Raw genomic sequence first — 26979 nt, 5'->3', positions numbered from 1 at the left:
GTGGCCTCGCCATCGGCCCCTGTGCACCCCGCGCGTTATCTAGCTGCCTTCCTGGTGTTGCTGATCGGCGCTTATCTGCTGGTGTTTCTGACCGGCGACAAGCACGCCAAACCCAAGCTCGGTATCGACCTGCAGGGCGGAACCCGCGTCACGCTGACGGCGCGCACCCCTGACGGTTCCAAGCCGACCAAGGAAGCACTGACGCAGGCGCAGCAGATCATCAACGCGCGCGTCAACGGACTCGGAGTCTCCGGGTCCGAGGTCATCATCGATGGCGACAACCTCGTCATCACCGTGCCGGGTAACGACGGCAGCGAGGCCCGGAACCTCGGTCAGACCGCCAAGCTCTACATCCGGCCCGTCATCCAGATGGTGCCGGCGCAGCCCCGGGAGAACCCCCAGGCCGGGGCCCCGCAGGGCGGTCAGCCCGGCGGCGCCGGCCAGGAGGCGACACCACCAGAGCCCGGTGGTGGAAAGCCCGCACCCGCGGCGCCTTCACCGAAACCGCAGCCGCGTCCGTATCCGGCGCAAACCACCACACCGCCGCCGCCACCCGCACCGGCGACGCAGCCCGCGACGCCGAATGCCACAACGTCTCCGGCCGCCCCTCCCGCCGATCTGCCGCCCAAGCCGGGTAGCGGTGAGGAACGCAAGCAGCTGATCGACTTCGAGAAGCAGATCAGACAGAGCGAGGATCCGCGGATTCAGATGCTGGCCCTCCAGGTCCAGTCCTCGCGCTGCTTCGACCCCGATGACCCGCTCGCGGGCAACGACGATCCGAACCTTCCGTTGGTCACCTGCGGTGACGACAGCCAGGGCGGCAAGGCCGCCTACCTGCTGGACAAGTCGATCATCAGCGGCGAAGAGATCAAGGACGCCAGTTCCGGACTCGACCAGCAGCGCGGTATCTATGTGGTGAGCATGGAATTCAAGCCCACCGGCGCGAAGATCTGGGCCGACTACACCTCTGCGCATTGGCAGCAGGGCACCCAAACGGCATTCACGTTGGACTCCAAGGTGATCAGTGCTCCGGCCATCCGCGAACCCATCCCGGGCGGCAAGACCGAAATCAGTGGGCAGTTCACGTCCGACTCGGCCAAGCAGCTTGCCGCGGCGCTCAAGTACGGCTCACTGCCACTGTCGTTTGAATCCTCCGATGCCGAAACTGTTTCGGCCACACTCGGATTGACCTCGCTCAAGGCAGGTCTGATCGCGGGTGCCATCGGATTGGCGATTGTGCTGCTGTACTCACTGATCTATTACCGCGTGCTCGGCATCCTGACCGCGCTGTCCCTGGTTGCCTCCGGCGCCATGGTGTTCGCCATCCTGGTCCTGTTGGGTCGGTACATCTCGTACACCCTGGACCTGGCCGGCATTGCCGGTTTGATCATCGGCATCGGTACCACCGCGGACTCCTTCGTGGTGTTCTTCGAGCGCATCAAAGATGAGATACGAGAAGGGCGTTCCTACCGTTCGGCGGTGCCGCGCGGTTGGGCCCGCGCCCGGAAGACGATCCTGTCGGGTAACGCGGTGACCCTGCTGGCCGCCGTGGTGCTCTACGCGCTCGCTATCGGGCAGGTGAAGGGCTTCGCGTTCACCCTCGGCCTCACCACCATCTTGGACGTCGTGGTGGTGTTCCTGGTGACGTGGCCGCTTGTCTACCTGTCCTCCAAGTCCGCGACCCTGTCCAAGCCCGTGTACAACGGGCTTGGCGCGGTCCAGCAGATTGCCCGCGAACGTAAGGCGGCGGCACACGCATGAGCACCAGCAACGACACCGTGAGCAACGGGAACGGCACCGAAAAGGACGTCGCGGACGGCACGGACAAGGCCACCGCAACGGAAGTCAAGTCCAGCGCGATCGAAACCGCCACTGCGGCACCAGAACACGGGTTCTTCTACCGCCTGTACACCGGAACCGGTGCCGTCGACGTCGTCGGCAAGCGCACCCTGTGGTTCGCGATCAGTGGCGCGTTCATGGTTGTCGCGATCTTGTCGATCGCGATCAAGGGATTCGTCTTCGGTATCGACTTCGAGGGCGGCACCAAGGTGTCGTTCCCGAAGGGCGAGGCCACCGTCCAGCAGACCGAGGACGTCTTCAGTCAAACACTGGGCCGCGACGCCGAATCGATCGTCGTCACTGGAACCGGCGACTCGGCCTCGATTCAGATTCGCACCGAGACGCTCGACAACGAGGAATCGGCGAAGCTCCACAAGGCGCTCTTCGACCGGTTCGCGCCCAAGGGATCTGACGGCAAACCGTCCATCAACGCCATCTCCGATTCGGCCGTATCGGAGACCTGGGGCGGGCAGATCACCAACAAGGCGCTGTGGGCGCTGGGCGTGTTCCTGGTGCTGTCCGGTATCTACATCGCGGTACGTTACGAGCGCTACATGGCCGTCGCCGCGTTGGCCGCGCTGGTCTTCGACCTGCTGGTCACCGCGGGTGTGTACTCGCTGGTGGGCTTCGAGGTCACCCCGGCGACAGTGATCGGACTGCTCACGATCCTCGGATTCTCCTTGTACGACACCGTGATCGTGTTCGACAAGGTCGAGGAAAACACGCACGGATTCCAGCACACGTCGCGGCGCACCTTCGCCGAACACGCCAACCTGGCCGTGAACCAGACCTTCATGCGCTCCATCAACACCAGCCTCATCTCGGTGATCCCGGTGCTCTCGCTCATCGTGGTGGCCATCTGGCTGCTGGGTGTGGGCACTCTGAAAGACCTTGCACTGGTTCAGCTTGTCGGCATCCTGGTGGGCACGTATTCGTCCATCTTCTTCGCGACCCCGCTGTTGGTAGCATTGCGTGAGCGCACCGAGCTGGTGGCGAGCCACACCAAGAAGGTGCTGAGCCGCCGCAAGCCGGACGCCGCAGCCCTGGCCGATTCCGGCTCGGGAACCAAGGCGGCGACATCGGCTACCGCCGACACCTCGACAACCACGGTGCGACCGGCGAAACCCAGGCCCGGTGCCCGCCCTCAAGGTAAGCGGAACGTTCGGCGGCACTGATGGATTCACGGAGTCCAGCACGGACCGGGGCAAGACGGATCGCTCGAATCGGCGCCATCGCGACCACGGTGCTACTCGCGGCGGGGTTACTGACCTCGTGTTGGACCTCGGCGGCAAAAACGCTCGACTACGCCGTCGATGGCCGGCTCACGACCTACAACGTCAACAGTGTTGCGGGGAATGCCTCGGCAGGGGCGCAGGCCTTCAATCGAGTGCTCACCGGGTTCGGCTTCCACGGACCCGACGGTCAGGTGATCGCCGACCACGACTTCGGCAGCGTCGAGGTCGTCGGCCGCATTCCGTTGGTGCTCGACTACACCATCAACGAAAAGGCCGTCTACTCCGACGGCAAGCCGGTGACCTGTGAAGACATGGTGTTGTCCTGGTTCGCGCAATCCGGCAGGCTGCCCGACTTCGATGCGGCAAGCACCGCGGGATACGCCGACATCTCCACGGTGGATTGCAAGCCCGGGCAGAAGACCGCACGGGTGACCTTTGCGCCGGATCGAGCCTTCACCGACTGGACCCAGCTGTTCGCCGCCACCACGATGTTGCCGTGGCATGTGATTGCCGACAAGCTCGGTGGGGGCGTGGACCTGATCGGCGCCATCTCCGCCAATGACGTTCCGACACTGCAGAAGATCGCCGAGTTCTGGAACAACCAGTGGAATCTCGGCTCCGATCTGGACCTCTCGAAGTTCCCCTCGTCGGGGCCCTACAAGCTCGACGGATACAACGACGACGGTTCGGTTGTGCTTGTCGCCAACGACAAGTGGTGGGGGAGCCCGCCGGTGACCAAGCGGGTCACGGTGTGGCCCAGCGGGATCGACGTGCAAAAGCGGCTGTCCGACGGTGATCTTGAGGTTGTCGACGTCGCTGCCGGATCAGCCGGGACGCTCACCGCGCCTGACGGGTTCGCGCGTACCGAGGAGCCCGGTTCCGGTGTGGAACAACTCGTCTTCGGCGCCGGGGGATCGGTCGGAGCTCCCGACCTGCGCCGCGCGGTCGCGCTGTGCACGCCGCGTGATGCCATCGCGGGAATCGCCGGGGTGCCGGTGATGAACGCGCGACTGGATACCAGCATCGGGGACTCGTTCGCCTCGGTGGAGGCCGCCGCCGAAGCGGGACGGTTCATGCGTTCGGACCCCGTCGCGGCCCGTGCTGCCGCGGCCAATCGTCCGTTGACAGTCCGGGTGGGGTACCAGGCGCCCAACCCGCGCCGCGCGGCCATCGTGTCTGCCATGGCGCAGGCCTGCGAACCCGCCGGAATCACCGTGCAGGACGTCAGCTCACCCGAGATCACCCCACAGTCGTTGCGGAACAATCAGATTGATGCGCTGCTCAGCTCCATCGGCGGAGCCCCCGGAAGTGGGTCGACGGGTTCGTGGCTCATGGATGCGTATGCTCTGCGTTCCCGCGAGGGGAAGAACCCGGCGAACTACGCCAACGGCCAGATCGACGGCATCATCGCTGCTTTGGCGGTGACCACCAACGCCCGGGATCAGAGCAGGCTGCTCGCCGATGCTTCGGCGATTCTGTGGAATGACCTGCCGACACTGCCGCTGTACCGGCAGCCGCGCGTACTGATCGCACCCAAGACGATGTACGCCGCCACCCCGAGCGTCACCAGATGGGGTGCCGGCTGGAACATGGATCGTTGGGTGTTGCCCGCGTGACCTCTGCCGACGCCGTGACGGCGCTCATCGACGGGCTGACCCGTAAGGTCTCCGACTTCCCCGAGCCCGGGGTCCAGTTCAAGGATCTGACGCCGTTGTTCGCCGACGCCGATGGCCTCTCGCAGGTCACCGATGCGTTGGCGCAGGCGGCCTCGGGCGCCACGCTCATCGCCGGTATCGACGCCCGGGGCTTTCTGTTGGGTGCGGCCGTGGCGATCCGCCTGGGAGTGGGCGTCCTGGCGGTACGTAAGGCCGGAAAGTTGCCACCGCCGGTGCATTCCCAGACCTATCAACTCGAGTACGGCACCGCGGCGCTGGAGATTCCCGCTGACGGGGTGGACCTGACCGGCCACCGCGTGGCGATCATCGACGATGTGCTGGCCACCGGAGGCACACTCGCGGCGACGGTGAAGCTCTTGAGCGGCGCTGGAGCAGAGGTCGTCAGTGCCGGTGTTGTTCTGGAACTCGCTGATCTTGGCGGCCGGGCGGTCGTGGCGCCGCTGCCATTAACTGCGCTCCGTGTGATCTGAGCGTTAATCTAGGCGGTAGGAGGTGAACCGTGGCTGACGAGCAAGCGCCCAGCGAGAATCAGGTCGCGGTCGAATCCCTGCCTGTCGTGAGCGATCCAGCCACGCCGACGTCAGATTCGCTGCGGGTCAGCGGCACCATGAGTGCATCGCGCCGGGTGCGGGCCCGGCTGGCCCGCCGGATGACAGCCCAGCGTGGCGCCGTCAGCCCGGTCCTGGAGCCGCTGCTTGCCGTCCATCGTGAGTTCTACCCCAAGGCCGACCGTTCGGTGCTGCAGCGCGCGTACGAGGTGGCAGAGAGCCGGCATGCCGAACAGTTCCGCAAGTCGGGCGATCCCTATATCACCCACCCGATCGCCGTGGCCAACATCCTGGCGGAGCTGGGCATGGACACCACCACCTTGGTTGCCGCGATCCTGCATGACACCGTCGAGGACACCGGCTACAGCCTGGAGCAGCTGACCACCGAATTCGGCACCGAAGTCGCCCACCTGGTCGACGGCGTGACCAAGCTCGACAAAGTGGTGCTGGGCAACGCGGCCGAGGGCGAAACCATCCGCAAGATGATCATCGCGATGGCGCGCGACCCGCGAGTGCTGGTGATCAAGGTCGCCGACCGGCTGCACAACATGCGCACCATGCGGTTCCTGCCTCCGGAGAAGCAGGCGCGCAAGGCCCGCGAGACGCTCGAAGTCATTGCGCCACTGGCGCATCGCCTGGGTATGGCAACGGTCAAGTGGGAGCTCGAAGATCTGTCCTTCGCGATTCTGCACCCCAAGAAGTACGAGGAGATCGTGCGGCTGGTCGCCGACCGGGCACCGTCGCGCGACACCTATCTGGCCAAGGTGCGTGCGGAAATCGTTGCCACGCTGAATGGTTCGCGAATCAGTGCCGTCGTTGAGGGGCGCCCCAAGCACTACTGGTCGATCTATCAGAAGATGATCGTCAAAGGCCGTGACTTCGACGATATCCACGACCTGGTGGGTGTCCGGATTCTGTGCGACGAGATTCGTGACTGTTACGCCGCGGTCGGCGTGGTGCACTCCTTATGGCAGCCGATGGCCGGCCGGTTCAAGGACTACATCGCTCAGCCGCGTTTCGGTGTCTACCAGTCTTTGCACACCACCGTCGTGGGCCCCGAGGGCAAGCCGCTGGAGGTGCAGATCCGTACCCGCGATATGCACCGCACCGCCGAATACGGCATTGCCGCGCACTGGCGGTACAAGGAAGCCAAGGGCCGCAACGCGGTACCGCAGTCTCACGCGGCTGCCGAGATCGACGATATGGCGTGGATGCGTCAGCTGCTCGACTGGCAGCGTGAGGCCGCCGACCCGGGCGAATTCCTGGAATCGTTGCGTTACGACCTGGCGGTGCAGGAGATATTCGTCTTCACCCCCAAGGGTGACGTCATCACCTTGCCCGCCGGGTCGACCCCCGTCGACTTCGCGTACGCGGTGCACACCGAGGTGGGGCATCGCTGCATCGGCGCGCGCGTCAACGGACGGCTGGTGGCGCTGGAGCGCAAGCTCGAAAACGGGGAAGTGGTCGAGGTTTTCACCTCCAAGGCCGCCAACGCCGGTCCCTCACGCGACTGGCAGACCTTCGTGGTGTCGCCGCGCGCGAAGGCGAAGATCCGGCAGTGGTTCGCCAAGGAGCGCCGCGAAGAGGCCCTCGAGGCGGGTAAGGACGCCATCGCGCGCGAGGTACGCCGTGGTGGACTTCCGTTGCAGCGCCTGGTCAATGGCGAGGGTATGGCCTCGCTGGCTCGCGAGCTGCGCTACCAGGACACCTCGCAGCTCTACACCGCGGTGGGCGAGGGGCATGTGTCGGCGCGGCATGTGGTGCAGCGCCTGGTCGCTCAGCTCGGTGGTGTGGACAGTGCCGAGGAGGAATTGGCCGAACGGTCCACTCCGTCGACCATGCCCATTCGCCAGCGGCGTTCCGATGATGTCGGCGTGGCCGTGCCGGGCGCACCGGGTGTGCTGACCAAGCTCGCGAAATGCTGCACCCCGGTGCCCGGGGATCAGATCCTTGGATTCGTCACGCGCGGCGGGGGAGTCAGCGTGCACCGCACCGACTGCACCAACGCCGAATCTCTGCAGCAGCAATCGGAACGGATCATCGAAGTGAATTGGGCGCCGTCGGCGTCCTCGGTCTTCCTGGTCGCCATCCAGGTGGAGGCGCTGGACCGGCACCGGTTGCTCTCCGATGTGACGCGTGCCTTGGCCGATGAACGGGTGAACATCCTGTCGGCCTCGGTGACCACCTCGAATGATCGCGTGGCCATCAGCCGCTTCACCTTTGAGATGGGCGACCCGAAGCATCTGGGACACGTTCTCAACGTTGTGCGCAACGTCGAGGGCGTCTACGACGTCTATCGGGTGACGTCGGCGGCCTAACCCGGTCTACCGGCGTGTCAGACGACTAGGCGCCGAATGCCTTCAGCGCGATCCGGGTGGCCGCGGCGATGGTTGGCTTGCCCTGAGTGGACTTCGGATCATCGGGGACCGTCAGCACGGCGACGACAATCGGCGCACGCCCGGTCGACCAGATCACCGCGATGTCATTGGTCTCGCCCTTGAACCCGCTGCCGGTCTTGTCCCCGACCGTCCATCCGGTCGGGACTCCCGCCCGAATCGACTGGTCGCCGGTGGTGTTGCGCTTCAACCAGTCGGTGAGCAGATCGCGGCCCTGCGCGTCGAGCCCCTCGTCGAGCACCAGCCTGCGCAGATTGGTCACCAGCTGCTGAGGGGTCGAGGTGTCCAGATCGCCGTCCGGGATGTTCAGCTGATCTTCGGTGCGATCCATGCGAGAGACGTTGTCGCCCAGGCTTCGAACGAACTTCTCCGTCTGCTTCGGGCCGCCGAGCTGCGCGATCAACAGGTTGGCGCCGGTGTTGTCGCTGTAGCGCAGGGTCGCATCGCACAGTTCCGAGACGGTCATGCCCTCGGCCACATGCTGGGACGTGATCGGTGCCCACTCCATGAGGTCGGACTGCGCGTACTGAATCCGCTTGTCCAGCAGCCCCGGTTCGCTCAGGCGGCGGTGCAGGATGGCCGACACGATGAAGGTCTTCACCGTGGAGCACATCAGGAAGCGTTCATTTGCCCGGTGCCCCAGCGTGGCACCCGATCCGGTGTCCAGCGCGAACACGCCGACACGTCCACCGAAATCCTTTTCGAGGGAGGCGAGTTCGGATGGTGAAGTTTGGTTGTCGGTGCTTCGTGAACAACCGACAGCCGCCAGAGTAACTGCCGACAAGCCGCCGATGAGCACTGTGCGACGCGAGATCATGTCAGTCGAGCTGCAGATCGATGATCTTCACTTCTTGCGCGGGTGCGCCATCGCCCGCGCCACGCGGCCCGGGTTTGATCCCGTTCTTGGCGATCTTGGCGAGGGTGTCCATACCGGTCTTGTCGATGGTGCCGAACACCGTGTACTGCGGCGGCAGCTTGGAATCCTTGTAGACCATGAAGAACTGGCTGCCGTTGGTCCCTGGGCCCGCGTTGGCCATCGCCAACGTGCCGGCCGGATAGACGACGGCTTGCTGGGCGGCCGGATCATCGGCCTTGTACGCAGTGGTGGGGTACTCGTTGTCGAACTCGTATCCCGGACCGCCCGAACCGGTGCCCTTGGGGTCGCCACACTGCAGTACCGACAACCCGCCGCTGGTGATGCGGTGGCAGACGGTGTCGTCGAAGTACCCGCCCTGTGCCAGGCTGGCGAAGCTGTTCACCGTGCACGGCGCCTTGGCGTTGTCCAGGACAAGGCCGATGTTGCCCTGGCTGGTCTTCACGCTGGCGGTGAGAGTCGCCGGCTCGGTGGGGATCTTGCCGGACCGCGGCATCTGCTTCTCGATGGTCTTGGCGGGCGCGTCGGCCGGCCGGTACTGACAGTTGGCGCCCACCTCGGCGGACGGTACGAACTTCGGAAGCGCGGGGCCGGTGACGGGCGGCTCATCGGGTGTCGGCAACGAGGACGTCGGTGGCGCGTCGACCGTGGAGACCGGGGTGGTGGAGGTGTCCAGAGCCGCATCGGTCTTGTCGCTCTTGCTGATGGCCAACCACGCGGTGATGGCCACTGCGACGACGACTGCGACGACCGCGGCACCGCTGATCGCCCAGATCCGCTGCTTACGGGCGCGCTCTGCACGGTTCTCCAGCTGTCGCTCCAGCTTGCGCTTGGCAGTCTGGCGTCGCTGCTCGTTGGTCGGCACCGGGTTCTCCTTTAGGGCTTCCGTTGAAGAATTTGGGTCGCCAGAGAGTGTGCCAGCCACACCTGAGAGATGGGGCAGGACCCGCCGCCTAAGCTGGTCGGGTGCTGATCACCGGTTTTCCCGCGGGCATGTTCGCCACGAACTGCTATATCGTGGCGCCCCACGAGGGCGGCCCCGCCGTCATCGTCGACCCCGGCCAGGAGGCGATCCCTGGCGTCAAGGAGATCCTCGCCGAGCGCGACCTCATCCCTGAGGCGGTGCTGCTCACCCATGGGCATCTGGATCACACCTGGACCGCGCAGCCGCTGGCCGATGAGTACGGGATTCCCGTCTACATCCACCCCGACGACCGCGTGATGCTCGCCGACCCGCTTGCCGGCATCGGTCCGGGTCTGGCTCAGTTCATCCAGGGCATGGAGTTCACCGAGCCCAAGGAGCTCGTCGAGATCGGTGACGGGGACAAGCTCGAGCTCGCCGGGATCACTCTCACCGTCGACCACACGCCGGGGCACACCCGCGGTTCTGTGGTGTTCGGCATCGAGGTCGACAGTGACAACGGGCCCATCGACGTGGTGTTCAGCGGAGACACGCTCTTCCAGATGTCGATCGGGCGCACCGATCTACCCGGCGGAAGCCACCAGCAGCTGCTCGATTCGATTGCGGCCAAGTTGCTTACCCGCGACGACTCCACCGTCGTGCTGCCGGGGCACGGCAACGCCACAAGCATCGGCGATGAGCGCCGCGCCAACCCGTTCCTCGAGGGAATCTAGTGAGCGAGAAGACTTTTAGTGCCCCCAAGGGCATCCCGGATTATGTGCCGCCGGACTCCGCGCAGTTCCTGGCTGTCCGTGACGGGCTATTGGAGCAGGCGCGGCTGGCCGGGTACGGCTACATCGAGCTGCCCGTGTTCGAGGACACCGGGCTGTTCGCGCGTGGAGTGGGCGAGTCCACCGATGTGGTGAGCAAGGAGATGTACACCTTCGCCGACCGGGGTGATCGGTCGGTGACCTTGCGTCCGGAGGGCACTGCCTCAGTGATGCGTGCGGTCATCGAGCATGGCCTGGACCGTGGCCAGCTTCCGATGAAACTGCGTTACGCCGGTCCCTTTTTCCGGTATGAGCGACCACAGGCCGGTCGCTACCGTCAGCTGCAGCAGGTCGGTGTGGAAGCCATCGGTGTGGACGATCCGGCCCTGGACGCCGAGGTGATCGCTATCGCCGACGCCGGTTATCGCTCCCTGGGCCTGACCGGCTTCCGGTTGGAGATCAGCTCGCTGGGCGATGCCTCCTGCCGCCCGCAGTACCGAGACTTATTGCAGGAATTCCTCTTCGGCTTGGATCTGGACGAGGCGACGCGAGAGCGGGCCCGTATCAACCCCATTCGGGTGCTCGACGACAAGCGCCCCGAGGTGCGAGAGATGACGGCCGATGCGCCACTCATGCTCGACCATCTCTCCGAGGAGTCCAAAGCGCATTTCGATCAGGTTCTGGGCCATCTGGATGCGCTGGGCGTGCAATACGTGGTGAACCCCCGGCTGGTGCGCGGCCTTGACTACTACACAAAGACCACATTCGAGTTTGTGCATGACGGTCTCGGTGCGCAGTCCGGGATCGGTGGCGGTGGGCGCTACGACGGCCTGATGGCGCAGCTTGGTGGACAGTCGTTGTCGGGTATCGGATTTGGGCTCGGCGTGGACAGAACCCTGCTCGCCCTGCAGGCCGAGGGCGTGACGGTGGGTGATAGCGGTCGCTGCGAGGTGTTCTGTGTGCCCCTCGGGCAGGACGCGAAATCGGCGCTCGTCAAGGTGGCGGCGCAACTGCGCACAGCGGGTATCCGCACCGATATCGCGTACGGCGACCGCGGGCTCAAAGGAGCGATGCGCGGTGCGGACCGCTCCGGAGCCTCGATTGCACTGGTCGCCGGAGACCGCGAAATCGGTGATGGAAACGTCGAGCTCAAGACGCTGGCGGACGGAGTTCAGCAGCCTGTGCCGATCGGTTCGATTGTCGACGAAGTAACGGCGCGGCTAGCATCGCGGATATGACACGTATGGGACGTATCACATCAGCTCTGCTCGCCACGGCCAGTACCGCAACGTTGACGCTGTCGCCGATGGCCATGGCCCCGATGGCGCAGGCGGCACCGCACCAGGTGAAGTATGTGATCAGTTCCGATCGTGACTTCCTGTCGCAGACCCTTGTGCTGCAGAACGAGCCGCCGAGCGCGTCGGCGTACGACACGGAATCGAGCAAGTACCTGGTGCGTGCATCGACCCGCATCGCACCCGATGCGCCATTCGTCGTGGAGACCACGCTGAACGATCCGACTCAGTGGGCATATGTGAGCGCGAGCGCGGCGGCCAAGGCCGTTACCGGCGCACCCGTCTTCCACTGCGAGGTGTACGTGGATGGTGCCCTGGCCACCCAGGCCAACGGCGAAACCGCCGTCACCTGCTCGCTGCGAAAGTGGTAATCCGCTAGCCCCTAGTCAGCGCCCGGTATAGCTCAGGCCGGACACGCTCGGCCACGGCCAGCCCGGACACGAAGATCGCCACGATGAGCCCGCCCAGCATCGCCGCCGTCGTGGTGTCGCCTACCAGCAGTGGGAAGTTTTTGACCACCAGCAACAGCACCGCCGTGAGTCCGATGAACGAGAGTCCCGGCGCAATGGTGCTGTGCCAGAGATTCGGCGCACGCTCGGAGTTTCCGAAGAACACGATTACCGCCAAGCTGGTCATCGCCACGAGGGCGACAAGTCCGAGTGTCGATGAGACCGTACACCGCACATATGTATGTGTGATGGGGTCTCACCCGATGATGCTGATGACGACCATCGCGATCAATGAAATCGTCGTGAAGGTCAATGACGATCGCGATGGTGTGCGGAGCCGGTCGATCACGGCCAATGTGCTGGGCAGTAAACCCTTTGTGGCCAAGGTAAATTGATATCTGGTATCCAGATTGTGGAAGGACAGCAACGCACGCGAAGAAGCTTGTCGCCAGCAGTACCTGGATCACATCGGTCAGTATCGGTGATACCTAGTGGCGCGTGTTTGAAGTGGCTTTACGGTGTTGCTTTGGGGCAATGATGTATGCGAGTGGCTCCGTTGGGTTTGTGGGATGGGGACCGGGAGAAGTTGGTGTCGTTGACGCGGTCCTCGACGGTGATGGCGGGGTTGGCGCAGCGGGCGCGGATTGTGTTGCTTGCCGCCGATGGTGTTTCGAACACTGAGATCGCTTCGCGGACAGGGGTTTCGCGTCCGACGGTGATTTCGTGGCGGGCTCGGTACGGTGAATCGGGAATCGTCGGGCTGGTTGATCTGGCGCGTTCTGGCCGTTCGCGCACGCTAGATCATGGCGAGATTGTGTCTGCGACGTTGCGGCCTTCACCTGCGACACTAGGTGTGACACATCGGAGTTCTCGGCTGTTGGCCGATCATTTGGGGATCAGTTTTTCGGCGGTGGCCAAGGCGTGGCGTGAGTATGGGGTGGCGCCGTGGCGCGTCGAGACGTTCAAGTTCTCGACCGATCCCGAACTGGTCGCCAAGGTCACCGATGTGGTCGGGTTGTATCTGGCGCCACCGGAGAATGCGGTCGTGCTCTGCATCGATGAAAAATCGCAGATCCGGGCGTTAGATCGGAGGGCGCCGATGCTGCCCATGCAGATCGGGATGCCCGAGCGTCGGACCCACGACTACGTCCGTCACGGCACCACCACCTTGTTTGCGGCCTTGGAGGTCGCCACCGGGAAAGTGACCGAAGTGTGCAAGCCCAGGCACCGCCATCAGGAGTTTCTCGCCTTCCTGCGTCACCTCGCACGCGCCTATCCGGATCAGGAACTTCATCTGGTGATGGACAACTACGCCGCCCACAAAAAGACCGAAGTTCGCGACTGGCTGGCCCAAAACCCCAGGATCAAAACATATTTCACGCCGACGTCGGCATCGTGGATGAACCTAGTCGAGGTATGGTTCGGCGTTCATCGAACGCCAAGGCATCCACCGTGGCGCCTTCGGCAGCGTCCGCGATCTGACCACCGCAATCCGCACCTTCATCAACGGCTGGAACCCTCGCGCGCATCCGTTTGTCTGGACCAAAACCACCGATCAAATCCTCAAAAAAGCAGAACGTCAACAGACTTCAAACACGCGCCACTAGGTTCGAGCCAGATTCTGCACGACTGCCTCTGGTTCAGCTGTCGCGGCGCCAACCGCTTTTCCGGTTTCCAGTACTGCCCTTCGCGGCGACCTTCGCCTCATTCTCGGCGTTGTTGTGCGCCGAGCAGATTCGCACCGACTACGCCAGTCCACGGATACCGGTGCGGGTTGTCGGCCACCGCTCGGGCATGTCGATGGGGTTCTACGGCACGAGCCATCACGCGCTGGAAGACCTTAGTGTGTTGCCCACATTCACTGAGTTGGCGGTCGTAAACGCCACCGATGCGAACCGCCTGCGTGCCATCTTGCGCGCCGCTGTGGACCACCCCGGCGCGACGTACAACCGGTTGGGCCGCAGTCGTGCCCCGGAGGTCTATCCGGCGGTCTCGCAGATTGCCTTCGGCAGGGCCATCAGAGTCCGGGAAGGCGCGCGAATTCCGTCCCTTTTGGTTTGGTGGCGATGACTCGCCAAAGGCAACGGGGTATATCGCCCTCGTCGAAGGGCTCGCAGTCCGTAAAAGGAAGTGCACCACGAGCCACCGCGCTCGAAGATCTCATCACTGCAGTCGCATCCGGCGCGGTAGTGGGCATTACCGGTGTTTTTGACTGTGTAGACGAGCTTCCTGTCCGGTTTCGGCGGGCGCGAGATTCATCGGTCATGTCGTGGATCATTTTGGTAGGCAAAGCCATAACGGCGCGATGTGTGCGTGTACGCCATCAACTGATCTGGTTTTCGAGTGGGAGAGACCCCCGCGGGTCGTTCACGATTTGGGAGAGGCTGGCGCCAGCTGCTTGCCTGCACTTTGAGGGTGCCGATCGATTTGGTGCACCGCAATGAGCGGTCCGCCGAGATTGATTGACTCACTGGTGATCTGACTTCGCGGCGCTATTCATCAACGTGATTCCCAGTGCGGTTGGCAACGTCGACCGTGAGGCGTTTTATCGCAGCGTGCGCACAAAGGATGCTAGGGCCGCTCCGATTTCGTCGGGGCTGTCTTCTTGAATGAAATGGGTTCCCGGAACCGTGATTTCGGTCTGGTTGGGCCAGGTGCGGGCAAAGTCTCTGACGCGCCCCCGTGTGATGGCGCCTGGCTCAGCGTTGATGAACAGTTTGGGTATATCGCTTTCAGTGAGCCATTTCCCGTAGTTCTTGACGACCTGCACAACATCGGTCGGTTCTCCGTCGATTGGCAAGTTGCGCGGCCATGACAAGGTGGGCCGACGATCCTCGCCACGGCTGCGGAAGGGCCGGCGGTAATGTTCCATTTCTTCGTCGCTGAGCGTGCGCTGAATGGCACCAGGCAGAACTGCCTCGACGAAAAGATTTTGGTCCAGCACCAACGATTCCCCCTCCGATGAGCGAAATCCCTTGAATGCGCTCCGTGCCGCGCCGGGGAAGTCCGACCAATCTATTGGCATGACAATGGATTCCATGTAGGCGATACCGGCGACGCGATCACGGTTCTGGTTAGCCCAATCAAAACCCAGCGCCGAGCCCCAGTCATGCAGTACTAGCGTCACGCGGTCGCCGAGCTCGAGAGCGTCCCACAATGCGAACAGGTAGTCGCGGTGCTCGGCGTAGTGGTATCGCTCTGGCCCCGAGTTCTGGAGCTTGTCTGAGCCGCCCATCCCGATAAGGTCGCAGGCGACAAGGCGGCCGAGTCCTTCAAGATGGGGCAGTACGTTGCGCCACAGATATGAGGAGGTGGGGTTGCCGTGTTGAAAGATGATGGCATCGCCCTCGCCCTCGTCGATGTAGGCCATCTTTTTGCCGTTGATTTGCTTGTGCTGCAGACGCCCGTACGGAACAGGTCCCATGGTCGTGCCTTTCTCAATCTTCTTGGTTATGAACTAGATTCGAAGCAGCTGCGCGAGCAACCCGAAGAATCCGTGCTGAGAATCCCTGGTCAACGACAGCGCGGGGCAGCACCATTCCTCCGGCACACGCCGCCATCAATACGATTGCGTCATCGAGCCGATTGCCAGATTCGCCGCCGCCACAGATCGCGGACAACGACGCGCGTAGCTCGCGCTGGTAGTCGATTCGAAACTCTTGCGGTGCCGGGGTGGTCGGCAGACTCCTCACGCGTCGCACGAGCTGACGTGGCGGGCCAGGAAACTCATCTGGTCGGCCACGGACTGCTCGAAGGCCTCACCTACGTAGATGTCAAAGTGGCCCATCGGGTAGCGCAGTAACTCGCCCTGAGGTGCACTTAGGGCCGCCCGCACGGCGGGTGCTGGAGGGGTGGGATGGTCGCCTGTAGCGACCTGCGCCCGCGTCGCGGCCCGCCTCGGTGAGTAGAAGGAGGCAGTCAGCAAGTTGCGCGCGGTGATCTCGTTGCGCCAGGCGAACTGCTCGGGATATATTGCCTGGTATCCAGGGAGGGCACCGGGGCTGGTCAGCGCCCCTAAACTGCCGGGGGGCGACGACGGGCACGTAATAGGGCGGCCGCCGCAACAATGCCCCGAGCATGTCACGGTCCCCTGCCGCGGCTGTCCGTAAGCCCGCGGCGGCTCCCGCTGCGCGTGCCGACGCAGGACCGCTGGTGTGAGGAACCTGGGCGATCACAGCGACGATTCTTGGGTCCCGTGCGGCCACTCTGATCACGTGCCCTCCGCCGAAAGATGAGCCCCAGACCGTGAGCCGAGAGTCATCGACGTATTCGAAGCTTCTCGCGTAGTCGATGGTGCTGGCCCAATCCTCCAGCTGGGAACCGACTCTTAGCAATTGACGGGGCTCGCCAGTGCTGGCACCGAAGTATCGGTAGTCGAATACCAGTACGGCGAATCCGCTGCGCTGAAAGCGTTTCGCGTAGGCGTCGAGACGGCCCTCCTTTACCCCGCCGAACCCGTGACCCATCACTACGCATGGTGCCGGCTGCTCAACACTGCCCGCTGGATACAACCAGCCAGCACAGCGCGCGTCGCCCGATCGGAAACCGATATCGGCCCGCTCAACCGGAGACCTCATCGGGCGATCCCCGCTACGGCATCGGAGATTTGCTTGGGGTATTCTTCCTGCACAAAGTGCTTGCCCGGCAACAGAATCGCATCATCGATCCCGGTCGCCAATTGCGCTTGCACGCCATAGCGACGCCAGGTCAGCCCCGGATCATTTGCTCCCCACACCACTTGCACCGGGTACGGCGTGTCGCGCACCGCTGCCAAGTAGCAGCGCTGTTTGGCCGCGGTCAGCTCAAAGCCCCGCATGATCTTGAGGAAAGCGCGGCCGCCGTCATCGCCGAGCAATAGCGGTACGTAGCAGGCGATTTCAGCAGCCGGTACCCGCCACGTCACACCGGCATACCGCATCAACGTCGCGAACGACCCGGGCAGCTGCGCAGACTTCAACCATGCCTCGCCCAGACGTGGATGTGCGAACGGCTCCATCATCCACGGTCTATGAAACGACTCTACGGCAATAGGAGCGTTGAGCACCGTCAAAGACCGGACCCGCCGTGGATCCGCCGCAGCAACCTCGAACCCGATCGGGCCGCCGATATCGTGCACCACCAGGTGATACCGATCTAGCTCCAACGCGTCGATGGCAGATGTCAACCAGCGGCCGAGTCCGGTCCAGCTGTAATCGGCGTCCACGGGCCGATCGGCGAAGCCCAGTCCGGGCAGATCAACGGCGATGCCACGCAAACCCCGAGCAGCCAGCTCGGGCACCACTTTGCGATATAGATAGGCCGAGGCGGGTACCCCATGGACACACACCACCGCCTCGCCGTCGCGCGGCCCCTCATCGAGCGCGAAGGAGCGGATTCCAGCAGCGGAGAATGTGTAGCCCGACGCACGGTATTTCTCCAGAAGTCGACTCGCCCGCGTCACGCTCATCGCGTCGTGGCTAGCTGTAGCAGCTGGTCGACCGACCACTGATCGTCGGCGTGCTCGCCGTATTTGCGGTTCACCACTTCTCCGTTGGGGCCGATGAGAAAATCTGCCGGCATGCTCAAGTGATTCTCCGTAGGTCCCAGGCTGGCGACTATCGATCGAGTCGACAGCGTCTGTCCCATACCGCGTCGGACGGCCCGCGCTACGTCTCGGTTGAAGACCCCGCGTATCGAGTTGTGGATACCAAATTCCTGGTAAAGCCGGCGCTTCGGATCGGCCACCACGGCGAACGGGAAGTCATCTAGGTAACGGCGCAGCCGATCGGCAGAAGAATGGAACAGCACCACCTCGGTGACCCCGGCGTCGGCGATTTCATCGAGCCGGGACGCCACCTCGCGCAGGTGCAGGTTGCAGATCGGGCAACCGGCGAACCGTCGAAACTGCAAGTGCACGAGTCCCTCAACGGCGGGAAGCGCGATGTGGACGCCCTCTATCGTCGTCAATGTCCGCGTACCGATCGTGTCACCGGCGTTCAGCACAACGTCCTCCAATATTGAGTCAAGCTACTCCATATCCTTGTCGCCGAGTATTGAGTAGACTCACTCTAAATGTCAAACACTGTTGATACCGAGGTCCGACGCCCCGGACGCCCACCGCAGTTCGACCGTGACCACGCGCTGACATCGCTGTGCTTGCTGCTATGGAGCAAGGGGTACGACGGAGCCACCCAGGAGGAGATGCTCGCCGCGACCGGGCTCTCCGCCTCGTCGCTGTACCGTACGTTCGGCACCAAGGCCGACATCCTCGAGGCAGCGCTGGCGCGGTATCTGGCCTGGGCCGACGAGATGTTCGCTCCTCTGGAGCACGGCCATCATGGCGTAAGCGACGTCAGAGCGTTTTTCGACTACTTCCAAGCGCAGCTCGACAGTCCGTTGGGCAACGCCGGGTGCCTGGTGTGGAACACCATGCAGAACACGATTGGCGCAGATCCGCGCATCAAGACCCTTACCGAACGTCACATGCAACGACTGCGCGAAGGCCTGGCGGCCGCCCTGCAGCGCGCCGCGGATGCGAAGGAACTGCCAGCCACGGCACCGAAACGTCTTGCCGATGCGCTGCGCGCCGGTGTACTTGGCGTACAGGCCCGCGCGCGAGCCGGCGACACTGCCGACGCCCGGGCGCTGCTCGACGGTATCAAGGCGCTGCTAGATCATGACGAGCCTTGAGGTACAACAGCTAGCGGACCTTGCTGTGTCGAATCGGTCGCGAAGACTCGGGCGATCAACACTGCGATGTTGCTGGGCATTAGCGTCGACAGTCGCACGGTGCGCCGGTCCTGATCGGCGCCACCGTTACTGCAGGCATCCCGGCCTTGTGGCTCGACCGCCACTGCCTACACCGGCCGGTTGTGAGTACGGCTCGATGGATGACATGCTGATGGGCGAGCCAACTGTGGCGAGCCGGGAAACTGCCCGTAGACAAACTCATCTCGTCCAGGATCGAACTCGGGAACATCAACGAGGCGATGGACCTACTGGCCGAAGGCCTGGCAATCCGTCAGGTGATCATGTTCGATTAGCTGGCGAATATGTAGACCCAGGCCGTCGCCCCTGAACGTAACGGCACCGAAATACGTTGGTAGTCATCGACTTCGTACTCGTCGGCGGACGCCAGCTGCTCGGCGGTGATCGAGAAGACCGTGCCCGCGACCTGCGCGGCGGAATCAGCCGAAGGGCGCAGGATGGGGTGGCGGTCGCTGCCGCTGGTCGCGATGACATGCGGATCGGTGATGGCCACGTAGTCCAGATCGAATCCCACGATGGCATCGGCGTGGCCGTCCAGTTCCTGTCCGAACGTGGTGCGTTGGACCTCGGCCTGCTGCAGGGTGCCGTAGGAGAACAGGAGCTCGGTTGCGGTATCCGTCACGCGGTTAGTCAACCAGGGCATCACCCGAAGTGCATCTGGGTGTTCAGCCGCCGAGGTGCACGGCACCGTCTGGGCCTATCCGCCAGCCTGGGTTATGGGCGATTTCCCAGATCAGTCCGTTGGGATCCTGAATGTGGGAGTGGAACACCCCGCCGAATTTCCCGGGCTGCGGCGGCTTGAGAACCGTGCCGCCGGCGGCCGCCAAGGTGTCGGAGAGGGCGGTCACGTCCTCGGGAGAATCGACGTTGTGGGCCAGGGTGATTCCGGAGACTCGGGAATGGTCACCTGGTGTGGCGAGATCCTCGTTGAACTTGTCTGCCAGGAAGAAGCCCAGCAGCTGCCCGGGTGCTGAAGATGATTTCGCCTTCCACGTCGAGCAGTGGAGTCCACTCCAACGCACCATAGAAACGTCGCGTCGCATCCAGATCCGTTGCGGCAATGGTGACAAAGTGCAACTGCTGCTTCATGAAACCCAGCCTAGATTCGCGTTCCGACACGGGCTGAGGGGATTGACAGAGGTATCGAACATATGTTCGCATAGGGGTATGCGGTGGGACGGTCAGACGCTAGCGGCCGACGACGGTGCGCTCCCCGGCTTGGAACGTATCGGCCTGGTGCGCAGCGTCCGTACGCCCGAGTTCGAGGACATCACCTTTCATGAGGTGTTGTGTAAGTCCGCACTCAACAAGGTGCCCGCGGTATCGATGTTGCCGTTTCGGTTTACTGTCAACGCTTTTCGCGGCTGCGCGCATGCCTGTCGCTACTGTTTTGCGCGTCCGACCCATGAGTATCTGGAGTTCGACAGCGGTGCTGACTTCGACAGTCAGATCATCGTGAAGACGAATGTGGTGTCGGTGCTCAGAAAGGAACTGGGGCGCAAGTCCTGGAATCGTGAGACGGTCGCACTCGGTACCAATACCGATCCTTATCAACGGGCCGAGGGGCGCTATCGGCTGATGCCGGGAGTCATTGCGGCGCTGGTAGATTCGGGAACTCCGGTGTCGATCCTCACCAAGGGCACCCTGTTGCGCCGGGATCTGCCGCTGCTTGCCGAGGCGGCGCAGCAGGTCCCGGTGAGTCTGGGAATTTCGCTGGCCATCGGTGATGAGACGCTGCACCACGAGGTGGAACCGGGCGTGCCGACACCGCAGGCGAGGCTGTCGCTGGTCGCCTCGGCGCGTGAGGCCGGGTTTGAACCGCATGTGATGGTGGCGCCGGTGCTTCCGTTCCTCACCGACACGGTGGAGCATCTTGATGACCTGTTGGGCCGCATCGCCGATGCCGGTGCCGCGGGTGTCACCGTGTTTCCTCTGCACTTACGCGGGACGACACGTGGCTGGTTCATGTCATGGGTATCGCAAGAGCACCCCGAGCTTGTCGGTCGATACCGGGAGCTGTACCGCAAGGGCGCATATGTACCCGCCGAGTACCGGGCGTGGCTGCGTGAGCGGGTGGGGCCATTGGTGAGTAAGTACGGGCTGGCATCGCATCGCGAGGAAACTCCAACGAGGGCAACCAAGTTGATGCCCGCGCTGGAGCCCACACTGTTCTGAGCGCCCTGTGTCCGGGTGCCGGGGCTAGTTCAGGTTGTCGGCGTTGAAGGTGTCGCAGGTGCGGAAGTCGCCGGTGTTGTACCCCTGGGTAAACCACCGCTGACGCTGCTCGGATGAGCCATGCGACCACGCCTCGGGGTTGACCCGGCCCGTGGCCCGCTTCTGGATCCGGTCATCGCCCACGGAGGACGCTGCCGACAACGCATCCCGGATGTCTTGTTCCGTCAAAGGTTTCAGGAACGGAACGCCGCTGCCTTCCTGGACGGTGGTCGAGGCATGCTTTGCCCAGACGCCGGCGTAGCAGTCGGCCTGCAACTCGGTGCACACGCCGCCACCCGCCTGTCCTTCGGCGCAACGGTGGTTCTTACCCAGCACGCCGAACAGGTTCTGCACGTGATGCCCGAACTCGTGCGCCACCACGTACTCCTGGGCCAACGGGCCGCCGCTGGATCCAAACTGGTCCACCAGCACCTGGAAGAAGCTGGTATCGAAGTACGCGGTTTGGTCGGCGGGGCAGTAGAAGGGGCCGACTTCCGTGGAAGCGGCGCCACATCCGGTATTCACCTGACCGCTAAACAGCTTCACTCCCGGCCGTGGGTACTTGGGCCCGAGGATCTGCGTCCACACGGCATCCACCGAGTTCCCGGTGGCGATGATGCGACAGTCCAACGACTTGTTCGCGTCGGCGCCGGTCTTGCAATGGCTGAAGTCCTGTGTCTGCTCCTGCGCGGGGCCTGCCTGCTGCTGGCCTTGTTGTTGCAGAACCTGGCTCGGGTCGCCGCCGAGCAGCAACACCACCACCGCGATCAGCAACCCGCCGACGCCACCGCCGATGGCCATCTTGGGGCCGCGACCCATGCCGCCACCCGAGGTGGTGCTGGTGTCGATCTGCATGCCTTCGTTGAAGGTCATTGGTCTGTCACTCCCGTGTCGTAGCTCTGCCACTCAGCTATTGGCTGCTGCCGGCTGCCGATACCTTTGCATACTCCACAGACGCACGTACCGCTACATGGCGAAGAGTTCATGTCGGGTCCGGGACTTTCCGGCGGGGCCATCGGCTCTGCAGCGCCCTTCCGCATTACGATTCGATGCGTGGCCGTTGACGTCGCCCTGCCGACCGTCGTGCGCACGCCGTCGGGGGATCTGCGCGGAACCACCGAAGGCGGTGTTTCGGTCTGGCGCGGGGTGCCGTATGCGCGTCAGCCGGTCGAGCAGCTCCGGTTCCTGGCACCTGTCCCCTTGGAACCCTGGGACGGCGTGCGTGACGCCATCGAGCACGCGCCGTTGCCGCCGCAGGGAAGATCGTTCGTGGGTGCCGGCCGGGACGACCCCAAGGTTCGCGGCGAAGACTGCCTGACGGTCACGGTCTGGTCGCCGGACGTCCACGCAAAACTGCCCGTCATGGTGTGGATTCCGGGCGGAGCCTTCGTTTTCGGCGCCGGGCAGCTGGAGTTGTACAGCGGGGCACGGCTTGCCGCCAACGGAAACGTCGTCGTCGTCAACGTCACCTACCGGATCGGAGCCTTGGGCGGGCTGGAACTCAGCGCCCTGGGTGAGGGTTTCGACGACAACCTGTCGCTGCGTGATCAAATCGCGGCACTGACATGGGTACGTGACAACATCGCGGCGTTCGGCGGCGACCCTGACCGCGTCACGATCTTCGGTGAGTCCGCCGGGGCGACCTCGGTACTGGCGCTGCTGGCGACTCCGGCGGCAGGGGGTCTGTTCGGGCGTGCCATCGCGCAGAGCCCGGCGTTGCCACTGATTGCCGACAAGGCCCTGCGGGATCGGCGTGCACATCGATACCTGGAACTACTCGATGTGACCGATCCCAGTCGGCTCAAGGTCTTGCCGCAACGGGAGCTGCGTCGGGGCGCAGCCAAGTTGCAGATCGAGAGCGCGACCGAGACTCCTGTCCTGGGCTACGGACTGACGCACGGCACCGACCTGCTGCCGCATCACCCTGTTGAGGCCGCGCGGCGCGGCGAGGTGCATCAGGTGCCGCTCATCATCGGGTCAAACAGCCACGAGGCGTCGATGTTCGCGCGCGTGAAACCGCCGATGCTGCCCACCACCGAGCCGACCGTCAACGGTTACTTCAACCGGATGGGCCCGGAGTACCACGACGCGATCATCGCCGCGTATCCGCGGTACCCGAGCCGTTCGGCGCTGGTGGCGGTGGGTTCCGATGCCATGTTCGCCGCGCCCATGTGGGCCTTCGCCGATGCCTACAGCGCCTTTGTCGACACTTACATGTACAGGTTCGACCACACGGCGTGGGGCCTCCGGCTCCTGGGTCTCGGGGCCACCCACGGCAGCGAAATCGTGCATGTGCACCACAGCTACGGTTCCTTCGTCGGGATGCTGCTGAGTCCACTGGGCGCACGGATGATGCCCTCGGTCGGGCGCCGCATGCAGCGAGCGTGGCTGGATTTCGCCACCGGGGGCAGCCCCGACGACTGGCCGCTCTACGGTGCGGACGGCAGGCGCACCCGAATCATCCGGTCTCGCTCCGATGTCACCATCGAAGATCCAGACTCGGTGCGCCGTATCTCGTGGGCGCAGGTGCACTGAGTCTCGACACGGCGCCCCGACAAGGCAACGAACGCGGGCCGCTAGGCTCAAACGGCTAACACTGGCCTTTTTGTACAACAAGCACTGTCGAAGGGATGTTTTGTGCTGCGCACTCACGACGCGGGGACGTTGCGGGAGTCGGACGCCGGACAGCGTGTAACGCTTGCCGGCTGGGTGGCTCGACGGCGCGACCACGGCGGTGTCATCTTCATCGACCTGCGTGACGCCTCCGGCGTGTCCCAGGTGGTGTTCCGAGACGACGCGGTGCTCGAACAGGCGCATCGTCTGCGCGCCGAATTCTGCGTCGAGGTCACCGGGGTGGTCGAGGTCCGGCCCGAGGGCAACGCCAACGCCGAGATCCCAACCGGCCAGATCGAGGTCAATGCCGCAGACCTGATCGTGCTCAACGAGAGTGCGCCGCTGCCGTTCCAGCTGGACGAGACCGCAGGTGAGGAGGCGCGCCTGAAGTATCGCTACCTGGACCTGCGCCGGGAGGGGCCGGGTAACGCAATCAGGTTGCGCTCCAAGGCAAACGCCTCGGCACGCAGTGTGCTGGCACGCCATGACTTCGTCGAGGTGGAAACCCCGACGCTGACGCGGTCGACGCCTGAGGGCGCGCGCGATTTCCTGGTGCCGGCGCGTCTGCAGCCGGGCAGTTTCTACGCGCTGCCGCAGAGCCCACAGTTGTTCAAGCAGTTGCTCATGGTCGCGGGCATGGAGCGGTACTACCAGATTGCGCGCTGCTATCGGGACGAGGACTTCCGGGCAGACCGGCAGCCCGAGTTCACCCAGCTCGATATCGAGATGAGCTTCGTGGACCAGGACGACATCATCACGCTCGCCGAGGAGATCCTGGTCGCGCTGTGGGATCTGATCGGCTATCACGTGCCGACCCCGATCGCCCGCATCACCTACGCCGAAGCGATGCGCCGCTATGGCAGTGACAAGCCGGATCTGCGATTCGGGCTGGAGCTGGTGGAATGCACGGAGTACTTCTCCGACACCAGCTTCCGGGTGTTCCAGGCGCCCTATGTGGGTGCGGTGGTTATGCCCGGCGGTGCGGATCAGCCGCGCCGCACCCTGGATGGCTGGCAGGAGTTCGCCAAGCAGCGCGGACACAAGGGTCTGGCTTACGTGCTGGTGGGTGAGGACGGCACCCTCGGCGGTCCCGTCGCCAAGAACTTGACCGACGCCGAACGCGACGGGTTGGCGGCCCACGTCGGCGCCAAACCGGGTGACTGCATCTTCTTCTCTGCCGGCGGGGTCAAGTCCTCGCGCGCGTTGTTGGGCTCGGTGCGCGGCGAGGTCGCGCAGCGTCTCGGATTGATCGATCCGGACGCCTGGGCATTCACCTGGGTGGTGGACGCCCCACTGTTCGAGCCTGCCGGCGACGCGACCGCTGCCGGTGACGTAGCCGTTGGTTCAGGCGCCTGGACCGCGGTACACCACGCCTTTACCTCACCGAAGCCGCAGTCGGAGAACACTTTCGACACCGATCCGGGCACCGCCCTCGCCTACGCCTACGACATCGTGTGCAACGGACACGAAATCGGCGGCGGATCGATTCGTATCCATCGCCGAGACGTGCAGGAACGCGTGTTCACGGTGATGGGCATCAGCAATGAAGAGGCGCAGGACAAGTTCGGCTTCCTGCTGGACGCCTTCGCCTTCGGTGCGCCTCCGCACGGCGGCATCGCCTTCGGGTGGGACCGGGTGACCGCATTGTTGGCGGGTACACCCTCGATCCGCGAAGTCATCGCCTTCCCGAAGTCCGGTGGCGGTGTCGATCCGCTCACGGATGCTCCGGCGCCGATCACGGCGGCCCAGCGCAAAGAATCGGGAATCGACGCCAAACCCGAGAAGGACGCCAAAACAGAGAAGACGGACAAGCCGGCCACGCCGGACGCGTAGCGCACATGCTGCATGTTCGGGTCATCGCACCTGCCGATCTCTCCGATCAGGTGGTGGAGTTCCTCGCCACCACAGCGGGCGTCGCGCATATCGTGCGGGTGACCGGGGCGGCGATCAGCCCGGCGGGCGACGTGATCACCGCCGACGTGGCGCGGGAGACGGCCAACGACGTGCTCAACGGGCTCAAGGCAGTCGATATCGACAAGCGGGGATCGATCACCGCCGAAGTGCTCGATACGGTGATCTCGCAGACCGCCTACGAGGCCGAGGACGACGCCGAAGGCGACCCCGCCGACGCGGTCATCTGGGATGAGCTGATTGGGCGCACCCGCGAAGAATCCACCCTCAATCTGACCTTTCTGGCCTTCTTGTGTCTCGCCTGCCTGATCGCCGCGGTCGGCGTGGTCACCGATTCGCCGGTCACCATCGTCGGTGCCATGGTGGTCGGCCCGGAGTTCGGTCCGCTTGCCGCGCTGGCGGTTTCGATTGTGCGCCGGAAATGGTCGCTTGCCCGCCGGTCGCTGCTGGCGTTGGTGGTGGGATTCCCCGTGGCGATGGCGGTGACTGCCGTCGGGGCGCTGGCCGCCGAGGGCGCCGGGTGGGTGACCTTGAAGAGTGTGCGTGAACTGCAGCAGGTCGACTTCATATTCCAGGTTGGGCCGTTCTCATTGGTGGTCGCCTTGTTGGCAGGCGCGGCCGGCATGTTGTCGTTGATGTCGGCGAAATCAGCTGCGCTGGTGGGTGTCTTCATCTCGGTGACCACCGTGCCCGCCGCGGGTTTCGCGGTGGTGGCAGCGACCGTGGGGGAATGGGAGATCGCGGGGCTGTCCGCCCTGCAACTGGCGGTCAACCTCTTCGGCATCGTCCTGGCCGGGGTGCTGGTACTGCTGGTGCGGCCGCGGGGGTTGCGCTAGGCGATAGCGCCGATATCGGCGACTCGCTGATCGAATTCCTGGTCGGGGTCGTCGTGAGCCAGCGCGGGATCTCCGTACTCGTGGGGCCGTGAGACGAAGACGGTACCCATACCGATCTCTTGTGCGGCACGCAGGTCGTACGGGTGTGCGGCCACCATCGCGGCCTCGTGGGGCTCCACGCCGAGGTAACGGAGCGCGCGCCGGTATACCGCCTGGTCCGGTTTGAAGCTGCCGAACACCTCTGCGGTGAGCACCGCGTCCCACGAGATGCCCAGACGTTTGAACAGATTCACCATGGTGGCCATGTCGGTGTTGGACAGCGTGGCGATGACGGCCTGCGAACGCAGACTGGGCAGTCCGGTGGGTACGTCCGGCCAGGGAACGAGGCGCTGCCAGCCAGATGCGACTAACTCGGCAGTCGCAGAGTCGGGGCGCGGCAACCCGAAGCTCTCGCAGACATCGGCGAAGCCGTGCGCGTACAGATCCTGTACCCGCGTCCAGTCATCAACCGACTGTGCCAGGTTGGCGACGCGGTCGAAATAGTCTGCGCGCCAGGCGCGGGTAAAGGCGGCTGCGTCCACGTTGGGGTCGTACTCGGCAACCGCGTGCGACACCGGCTCAAAAAAGTCCAGCAGCGTGCCCTGCACATCGAACAGATATGCCTTGTACCGCAAC

General features: G+C 64.1%; 25 protein-coding genes and 3 pseudogenes. 17 read left to right on the top strand and 11 right to left on the bottom strand.

Annotated features, from left to right (window positions below; translation table 11 throughout):
* The 5 genes from secD to MSTE_RS13990 are packed head-to-tail and all read left to right on the top strand — an operon-like array spanning nucleotide 1 to nucleotide 7616.
* Nucleotides 1-1761, top strand: a complete 1761-nt coding sequence (gene secD, locus MSTE_RS14010) for a protein translocase subunit SecD (RefSeq protein ID WP_096502068.1) — start codon at nucleotides 1-3, stop codon at nucleotides 1759-1761.
* A gap of 17 nt (nucleotides 1762-1778) precedes the next feature.
* Nucleotides 1779-3014: a protein translocase subunit SecF gene (gene secF, locus MSTE_RS14005; RefSeq protein ID WP_193442094.1), complete on the top strand. Its 1236-nt coding sequence runs from the start codon at nucleotides 1779-1781 to the stop codon at nucleotides 3012-3014.
* The gene (locus tag MSTE_RS14000; protein ID WP_096502064.1) at nucleotides 3014-4690 is read left to right on the top strand and encodes an ABC transporter substrate-binding protein; all 1677 of its coding nucleotides are present in this window, start codon (nucleotides 3014-3016) and stop codon (nucleotides 4688-4690) included. The genes secF and MSTE_RS14000 overlap by 1 nt, the downstream gene beginning before the upstream one ends.
* Complete coding sequence (locus tag MSTE_RS13995) at nucleotides 4687-5220, top strand: adenine phosphoribosyltransferase (RefSeq protein WP_408645794.1); 534 nt, start codon at nucleotides 4687-4689, stop codon at nucleotides 5218-5220. The genes MSTE_RS14000 and MSTE_RS13995 overlap by 4 nt, the downstream gene beginning before the upstream one ends.
* A gap of 29 nt (nucleotides 5221-5249) precedes the next feature.
* Entirely contained in the window at nucleotides 5250-7616 is a 2367-nt protein-coding gene (locus MSTE_RS13990) for a RelA/SpoT family protein (protein WP_096502060.1), read from the top strand.
* A gap of 25 nt (nucleotides 7617-7641) precedes the next feature.
* On the opposite strand, the gene blaMAB is transcribed toward MSTE_RS13990, so the two are convergent.
* A complete protein-coding gene (gene blaMAB / locus MSTE_RS13985; protein WP_096502059.1) occupies nucleotides 7642-8511 on the bottom strand; it encodes an MAB family class A beta-lactamase in 870 nt (289 codons plus the stop codon).
* A gap of 1 nt (nucleotide 8512) precedes the next feature.
* Nucleotides 8513-9433: a peptidylprolyl isomerase gene (locus MSTE_RS13980; protein ID WP_096502057.1), complete on the bottom strand. Its 921-nt coding sequence runs from the start codon at nucleotides 9431-9433 to the stop codon at nucleotides 8513-8515.
* Nucleotides 9434-9534: 101 nt separating this feature from the next.
* Between MSTE_RS13980 and MSTE_RS13975 the strand changes: the two genes are divergently transcribed.
* The 3 genes from MSTE_RS13975 to MSTE_RS13965 are packed head-to-tail and all read left to right on the top strand — an operon-like array spanning nucleotide 9535 to nucleotide 11905.
* On the top strand, nucleotides 9535-10203 hold the full coding sequence (locus tag MSTE_RS13975; RefSeq protein WP_096502056.1) for an MBL fold metallo-hydrolase: 669 nt from the start codon (nucleotides 9535-9537) through the stop codon (nucleotides 10201-10203).
* Entirely contained in the window at nucleotides 10203-11477 is a 1275-nt protein-coding gene (hisS, locus tag MSTE_RS13970) for a histidine--tRNA ligase (protein WP_096502055.1), read from the top strand. Before MSTE_RS13975 ends, hisS begins: the two co-directional genes overlap by 1 nt.
* Nucleotides 11478-11482: 5 nt before the next feature.
* Nucleotides 11483-11905, top strand: coding sequence for a hypothetical protein (locus MSTE_RS13965; protein ID WP_162291646.1), 423 nt, complete (start codon nucleotides 11483-11485; stop codon nucleotides 11903-11905).
* A 4-nt stretch (nucleotides 11906-11909) separates the two neighbouring features.
* Here MSTE_RS13965 and MSTE_RS25325 read toward each other — a convergent pair whose 3' ends face one another.
* Nucleotides 11910-12170: a hypothetical protein gene (locus MSTE_RS25325; RefSeq protein ID WP_193442025.1), complete on the bottom strand. Its 261-nt coding sequence runs from the start codon at nucleotides 12168-12170 to the stop codon at nucleotides 11910-11912.
* Between the two features lie 61 nt (nucleotides 12171-12231).
* On the opposite strand from MSTE_RS25325, the gene MSTE_RS25320 reads away from it, so the two are divergent.
* From MSTE_RS25320 to MSTE_RS25540, 3 genes and pseudogenes are all read left to right on the top strand, one after another.
* Nucleotides 12232-12378 (top strand): hypothetical protein, encoded by a 147-nt coding sequence (locus tag MSTE_RS25320; protein ID WP_193442024.1) that lies wholly within the window; start codon nucleotides 12232-12234, stop codon nucleotides 12376-12378.
* Nucleotides 12379-12524: 146 nt separating this feature from the next.
* Nucleotides 12525-13590 (top strand): annotated as a pseudogene (locus MSTE_RS13955) (IS630 family transposase).
* A complete protein-coding gene (locus MSTE_RS25540; RefSeq protein ID WP_269458213.1) occupies nucleotides 13517-14053 on the top strand; it encodes a transketolase family protein in 537 nt (178 codons plus the stop codon). The pseudogene MSTE_RS13955 and the gene MSTE_RS25540 overlap by 74 nt, the downstream one beginning before the upstream one ends.
* Before the next feature lie 475 nt (nucleotides 14054-14528).
* On the opposite strand, the gene MSTE_RS13945 is transcribed toward MSTE_RS25540, so the two are convergent.
* The 4 genes from MSTE_RS13945 to MSTE_RS13930 form a co-directional block, all read right to left on the bottom strand.
* Entirely contained in the window at nucleotides 14529-15407 is an 879-nt protein-coding gene (locus MSTE_RS13945) for a haloalkane dehalogenase (protein ID WP_096502050.1), read from the bottom strand.
* A gap of 349 nt (nucleotides 15408-15756) precedes the next feature.
* Nucleotides 15757-16560 carry an alpha/beta hydrolase gene (locus MSTE_RS25880; RefSeq protein WP_408645793.1) on the bottom strand — a complete coding sequence of 268 codons (804 nt, stop codon included), beginning with the start codon at nucleotides 16558-16560 and terminating at the stop codon, nucleotides 15757-15759.
* Nucleotides 16557-17429, bottom strand: coding sequence for an alpha/beta fold hydrolase (locus MSTE_RS13935; RefSeq protein ID WP_096502048.1), 873 nt, complete (start codon nucleotides 17427-17429; stop codon nucleotides 16557-16559). Before MSTE_RS13935 ends, MSTE_RS25880 begins: the two co-directional genes overlap by 4 nt.
* A complete protein-coding gene (locus tag MSTE_RS13930) occupies nucleotides 17426-17965 on the bottom strand; it encodes a peroxiredoxin-like family protein (RefSeq protein ID WP_331712796.1) in 540 nt (179 codons plus the stop codon). The genes MSTE_RS13935 and MSTE_RS13930 overlap by 4 nt, the downstream gene beginning before the upstream one ends.
* Before the next feature lie 69 nt (nucleotides 17966-18034).
* Between MSTE_RS13930 and MSTE_RS13925 the strand changes: the two genes are divergently transcribed.
* Together MSTE_RS13925 and MSTE_RS25535 are read left to right on the top strand one after the other, a co-directional pair.
* Nucleotides 18035-18652: a TetR/AcrR family transcriptional regulator gene (locus MSTE_RS13925; protein WP_096502046.1), complete on the top strand. Its 618-nt coding sequence runs from the start codon at nucleotides 18035-18037 to the stop codon at nucleotides 18650-18652.
* Between the two features lie 218 nt (nucleotides 18653-18870).
* A pseudogene (locus MSTE_RS25535) lies at nucleotides 18871-19005 on the top strand (alcohol dehydrogenase); the annotation flags it as partial.
* On the opposite strand, the gene MSTE_RS13915 reads toward MSTE_RS25535, so the two are convergent.
* Nucleotides 19002-19352: a gamma-glutamylcyclotransferase family protein gene (locus tag MSTE_RS13915; RefSeq protein ID WP_096505869.1), complete on the bottom strand. Its 351-nt coding sequence runs from the start codon at nucleotides 19350-19352 to the stop codon at nucleotides 19002-19004. The pseudogene MSTE_RS25535 and the gene MSTE_RS13915 sit on opposite strands and share 4 nt — an antisense overlap.
* A 43-nt stretch (nucleotides 19353-19395) precedes the next feature.
* Nucleotides 19396-19819: pseudogene (locus tag MSTE_RS13910) on the bottom strand (VOC family protein).
* 78 nt (nucleotides 19820-19897) lie between these two features.
* Between MSTE_RS13910 and MSTE_RS13905 the strand changes: the two are divergent.
* Entirely contained in the window at nucleotides 19898-20905 is a 1008-nt protein-coding gene (locus MSTE_RS13905) for an Rv2578c family radical SAM protein (protein ID WP_096502044.1), read from the top strand.
* A gap of 24 nt (nucleotides 20906-20929) precedes the next feature.
* On the opposite strand, the gene ypfJ is transcribed toward MSTE_RS13905, so the two are convergent.
* Nucleotides 20930-21817: a KPN_02809 family neutral zinc metallopeptidase gene (gene ypfJ / locus MSTE_RS13900; RefSeq protein ID WP_046253938.1), complete on the bottom strand. Its 888-nt coding sequence runs from the start codon at nucleotides 21815-21817 to the stop codon at nucleotides 20930-20932.
* A 111-nt stretch (nucleotides 21818-21928) separates the two neighbouring features.
* On the opposite strand from ypfJ, the gene MSTE_RS13895 reads away from it, so the two are divergent.
* The 3 genes from MSTE_RS13895 (at nucleotide 21929) to MSTE_RS13885 (ending at nucleotide 26304) form a co-directional block, all read left to right on the top strand.
* On the top strand, nucleotides 21929-23479 hold the full coding sequence (locus MSTE_RS13895) for a carboxylesterase/lipase family protein (protein WP_231896881.1): 1551 nt from the start codon (nucleotides 21929-21931) through the stop codon (nucleotides 23477-23479).
* A gap of 102 nt (nucleotides 23480-23581) precedes the next feature.
* A complete protein-coding gene (gene aspS, locus MSTE_RS13890) occupies nucleotides 23582-25390 on the top strand; it encodes an aspartate--tRNA ligase (protein WP_096502040.1) in 1809 nt (602 codons plus the stop codon).
* Nucleotides 25391-25395: 5 nt separating this feature from the next.
* Entirely contained in the window at nucleotides 25396-26304 is a 909-nt protein-coding gene (locus tag MSTE_RS13885; protein WP_096502038.1) for a DUF389 domain-containing protein, read from the top strand.
* On the opposite strand, the gene MSTE_RS13880 is transcribed toward MSTE_RS13885, so the two are convergent.
* On the bottom strand, nucleotides 26301-26978 hold the full coding sequence (locus MSTE_RS13880) for a haloacid dehalogenase type II (protein WP_096502036.1): 678 nt from the start codon (nucleotides 26976-26978) through the stop codon (nucleotides 26301-26303). The genes MSTE_RS13885 and MSTE_RS13880 overlap by 4 nt on opposite strands.
* Nucleotide 26979: the final 1 nt, after the last annotated feature.

The organism is [Mycobacterium] stephanolepidis (assembly GCF_002356335.1).
In the GTDB taxonomy this organism is placed as follows: Bacteria; Actinomycetota; Actinomycetes; order Mycobacteriales; family Mycobacteriaceae; genus Mycobacterium; species Mycobacterium stephanolepidis.
The sequence above is the reverse complement of the archived record's forward strand: the minus strand, read 5'-3'. Positions and strand labels throughout refer to the sequence as shown.